The organism is Okeania sp., assembly GCF_983059655.1.
In genome coordinates this window covers 1-3,836 of the sequence record NZ_CEZPJD010000513.1, presented here as the reverse complement: position 1 = coordinate 3,836, position 3,836 = coordinate 1, and the positions used below count along the sequence as shown (strand labels likewise).

General features: G+C 40.2%; 6 protein-coding genes and 1 other annotated feature. All 6 genes read right to left on the bottom strand.

The window, feature by feature from the left end:
- Nucleotides 1–341, bottom strand: a 341-nt coding sequence (rplL, locus tag AC3DU7_RS23080) for a 50S ribosomal protein L7/L12 (protein ID WP_488041637.1), incomplete at its 3' end; no start/stop codon positions are given.
- A gap of 146 nt (nucleotides 342–487) precedes the next feature.
- Nucleotides 488–1,060 carry a 50S ribosomal protein L10 gene (gene rplJ, locus AC3DU7_RS23075; protein WP_488041636.1) on the bottom strand — a complete coding sequence of 191 codons (573 nt, stop codon included), beginning with the start codon at nucleotides 1,058–1,060 and terminating at the stop codon, nucleotides 488–490.
- A gap of 334 nt (nucleotides 1,061–1,394) precedes the next feature.
- Nucleotides 1,395–1,528 (bottom strand) — a sequence feature (ribosomal protein L10 leader region).
- A gap of 204 nt (nucleotides 1,529–1,732) precedes the next feature.
- A complete protein-coding gene (gene rplA, locus AC3DU7_RS23070) occupies nucleotides 1,733–2,449 on the bottom strand; it encodes a 50S ribosomal protein L1 (protein WP_488041635.1) in 717 nt (238 codons plus the stop codon).
- Between the two features lie 115 nt (nucleotides 2,450–2,564).
- The gene (gene rplK, locus AC3DU7_RS23065) at nucleotides 2,565–2,990 is read right to left on the bottom strand and encodes a 50S ribosomal protein L11 (protein ID WP_488041634.1); all 426 of its coding nucleotides are present in this window, start codon (nucleotides 2,988–2,990) and stop codon (nucleotides 2,565–2,567) included.
- Nucleotides 2,990–3,664 (bottom strand): transcription termination/antitermination protein NusG, encoded by a 675-nt coding sequence (gene nusG, locus AC3DU7_RS23060; RefSeq protein WP_488041633.1) that lies wholly within the window; start codon nucleotides 3,662–3,664, stop codon nucleotides 2,990–2,992. Before nusG ends, rplK begins: the two co-directional genes overlap by 1 nt.
- Nucleotides 3,661–3,836 (bottom strand): preprotein translocase subunit SecE (secE, locus tag AC3DU7_RS23055; protein ID WP_488041639.1); only part of this gene is annotated, 176 nt, incomplete at its 5' end. The genes secE and nusG, both read right to left, overlap by 4 nt.

Sequence of the window (3,836 nt, the reverse complement as noted above, 5' to 3'; positions counted from 1 at the left end):
TTAGCAATACCTTCTTTAAGTGGCTTAGGTGCAGATTCTACCAAATCTTTTGCTTCTTTCAGACCCAAACCTGTAATGGCACGAACCACTTTAAGAATAGCAATTTTCTTATCTGAAGGAAACTCTTCAAGAATTGCATCAAATTCTGTCTGCTCTTCAGCTTCTTCTGCAGGAGCAGCAGCCCCTCCAGCACCAGGCATACCCATAGGCATCATCATGCCACCAGCAGGAGCAGCAGCACTAACACCAAAAGCTTCTTCTATTTGTGAAACTAATTCAGATGCTTCGAGTAAGGAAAGAGACTTAAGTTGTTCTAGAATTTCATCAGTTTTTGCAGACATTAGTAATCTCCTATTTTTTGTTAGTTTGCAGTTATTTTTTTTGCTAGAATTTTGACTTTTTTATGACCTTTAATATAGTTAAATTACTGGAATTATTCTCATAATAAAACTGATAGGATATTAGTCAAAAATTCATGTTGTTTGTGTTAGGCACCATCGCCTTGCTGTTCTTTTTCTGAGATTGCTTTAATAGCTCTGTTTACAGAAGCTGGAACCTCATTAATACCAGTGGCAAGCTGAGTAGGTACAGCATTTAGACCAACAGCCAACTTAGTAGCTATACTATTGAGAGCACCAGCAACTTTAGCAAGCAACTCTTCCTTAGATGGTAGATCGGCGATCGCTTTAACCTGGTCTTGAGTCAGCAGTCGCCCTTCCATAACCCCACCCTTAAATTCTGTTTTTTTGGTGGTTTTTTGGAAATCTTGGTAAGCTTTGATAGCACCGCCGATATCATCTTTCAGGAATAAGAAAGCATTAGATCCTGCCAGCAACTGTTCCATCGGTTGCCAGTTGGTATCTTCTTTAACTGCAATTCCCATCAGAGTATTTTTAGCTATAGTGCAAGAGCTACCAGTAGGCAGTAGTCGTCTACGCAAGTCTGTAATTTCTGCCACGGATAGTCCGTGATAATCAACTACAAGTGCTAGCTGACTTTCACTCAAATTTTGCTTGATGTCTGCCAACATCTCTTGTTTTTGTTCCTTTGTTTTGCCCATATTTATAGCAGTACAAAAATAGATTAGGATGTTTATAAATCCTCAAACTGAGTCAGGTATTACTTCTGACTTCTGAGTTGCGCGTAGCGCTATATCACCTGCTGTACAATACCTACACAATTCCGGCACTCACTAGATAAAATCTCATAATGCCAGTCAAAGATGTTTGCTTCTTGCTTCAACCTGGGAGGCCGCCCTCTTCCAGTTCACAAGCGTAAATTCGGGTACAGCCTACCCTATTTTTCTCATTAACTTCTACTGAGATAACACCACTGCTCCTTGACAAACCAAAAACCCTGGCGGACTATACTATCTGCCAGGGCAAAGAATTATAAATCCAAAACAAATAATTTAGTAAAGATTTTTACAAAAATCACTTACGCTTGTTTTTGAATAATTAATTCTTGAACCTCGGCAGGAAATTAAGCTATTAGCACCTGCTGTCTTCAGCTCTTTAATTTTGATTTTTTTAGCTATTTAAAGCTATCAGCAATTAGCCATCAGCTATCAGCTTTTAGTAGCTCTGGGTAAAAATACTCAGTTTACTAACAGCCAGATTGCCCTCAGAGGAGTTAAAATATCTTTATCCGTTCGGGAATGCTCCGCTAACGAAGCCATAAAAAAAATCTCCTGAAAGCTGACCGCTGACCGCTGACCACTTATTTAAATTGACTAAGCTTCTGCTTCTAATTTTATATCCCGCAGGGCGCTAACTTCAACTTGAATTGATGGTCCCATTGTTGCTGATACAAATATACTACGCCAATAGCGACCTTTTGCACCAGAAGGACGGTTGCGGTCAATACAATCTTGTAAAGCCTTTAAGTTAATAAGTAAATCTTCTACAGAAAAAGAAGCTTTACCAAACATAACATGAACTATACCTGTCCGGTCGGCTCTAAATTCTAACTTACCTGCCTTAAATTCGTCAATAGCTTGTGCCAGATTGACAGTTACAGTACCGCCTTTAGGGGATGGCATCAAACCTCTCGGTCCTAGTAAACGTCCTAGTTTGGCTACTTGAGGCATCACATCAGGTGTAGCGATCAACGTATCAAAATCCATCATCCCTTTGCTAATCTCTTCAATTAGCTCCTCTGAGCCAGCTAAGTCCGCTCCTGCGGCCAGAGCCTCGTTAACTTTTTCACCTTTGGCAATGACTGCAATTCGGATTGTTTGACCAGTTCCTTTGGGTAAGGCTACTGTAGTTCGTAGTTGTTGATCTGTATACTTAGGGTCGATCCCTAAGCGAATATGAGCTTCTGCTGCTTCTGGGAATTTTGCTGTAGCTGTTTCTTTCAAAAGTTGAAGCGCCTCGTTAGGTTCATAAGGCCGCTCTTCTACTTTTTTTCTCAGTTCTTGTAATCTACGAGAGACTTTTTTTGGCATTTTATTCTCCTGGGGTACTTAACGAAGCTCTGCTTCTCCCCCTAATATCAATTTACTTTTGCTTCTATTTCTACTGTAGAATGCAGATATTTCGGTACTGGGTTAATTAATCAAATTAATCAGCGATCGTAATACCCATATTTCTCGCTGTGCCTGCCACAATTTTCATCGCAGCTTCAATGTCATTAGCATTGAGGTCTGGCATTTTTGTTTGGGCTATTTCCTGCAATTGAGCTTTTGTAATTGAGCCTACCTTTGAACGATTTGGTTCACTCGAACCACGTTCTACACCTGCTGCTTTTTTAATTAAGACTGCTGCTGGTGGGGTTTTCAGAACAAAAGTAAAACTACGGTCTTCATAAACCGAGATTTCTACTGGAACTACTGTACCAGCTTGGTCTGCAGTTTTGGCGTTATACTCTTTACAAAACGCCATAATATTCACACCATGCTGACCTAGAGCAGGGCCAATAGGCGGAGAAGGGTTAGCCTTTCCTGCCGTAATAGCCAACTTGATCAGCGCCACGACTTTTTTTGCCATTATTTATGCTTTTCTACCTGATTAAACTCTAGTTCTACTGGCGTATCTCGTCCAAAAATGGATAATAGCGCTTTTAATTTACTTCTTTCTGGACTTACTTCAATTACATCACCTTCAAAGTCTTTGAATGGCCCTGAGAGTACTGTAATATGATCTCCTTCTGCCACTGTTACTTTGAGCATTGGCTCTTGCTCTTGAGCTCGTTTAAAGACCCTTTCTACTTCTGAAGGACTTAGTGGTAAAGGTTTAACATGACCACGACCTCTTCCATAGCGACGCTTTTGTTCAGCCCCTACAAAGTTAATCACATTTGGGGTACTTTTGACAACCTGCCATGCTTCATCATCAATTGTCCATTTTTTTTGTTCCTCTATCCAATTTAGCCTCATTTGTACCAATACATAGCCAGGAAAAACTTTTTCATCACTATGTTGACGACTGCCATCTTTACGAAGCTTAATTGCGGGTGTATGAGGTATTTCTATTTTGAATATTTTGTCTGCAACATCAAGAGTTTGAATACGCTGGGTTAAATTAGCCTTGACTCGTTTTTCACAACCAGAGGCCACTTGTACTGCATACCACCGTAATTCTCCTTTGAGAAACTCTCTGGAATCTTCTTCCCCTTGATTTGATTGCGTTGTATCTTGTGTTTCTTCTGGATATAATGTCATCCAAACACCACCCCGGCTGCCCAACTAAAGAACTCATCTACTAGATAAATGATTGTTGCCGAGAGAATAACCATTAACAGTACAGCAACGGACTCACTAATGAGCTGTTCTCTGCTTGGCCATACTACTTTATCTAGTTCTTCTTTTGTTTCTTTGAAAAAAGCTAGAAGCT

Excerpts from the sequence above, each read along its gene's own strand:
- rplJ (WP_488041636.1), bottom strand. The coding sequence starts at position 1,060 with ATGGGCAAAACAAAGGAACAAAAACAAGAGATGTTGGCAGACATCAAG.
- rplA (WP_488041635.1), bottom strand. The coding sequence starts at position 2,449 with ATGCCAAAAAAAGTCTCTCGTAGATTACAAGAACTGAGAAAAAAAGTA.
- rplK (WP_488041634.1), bottom strand. The coding sequence starts at position 2,990 with ATGGCAAAAAAAGTCGTGGCGCTGATCAAGTTGGCTATTACGGCAGGA.
- nusG (WP_488041633.1), bottom strand. The coding sequence starts at position 3,664 with ATGACATTATATCCAGAAGAAACACAAGATACAACGCAATCAAATCAA.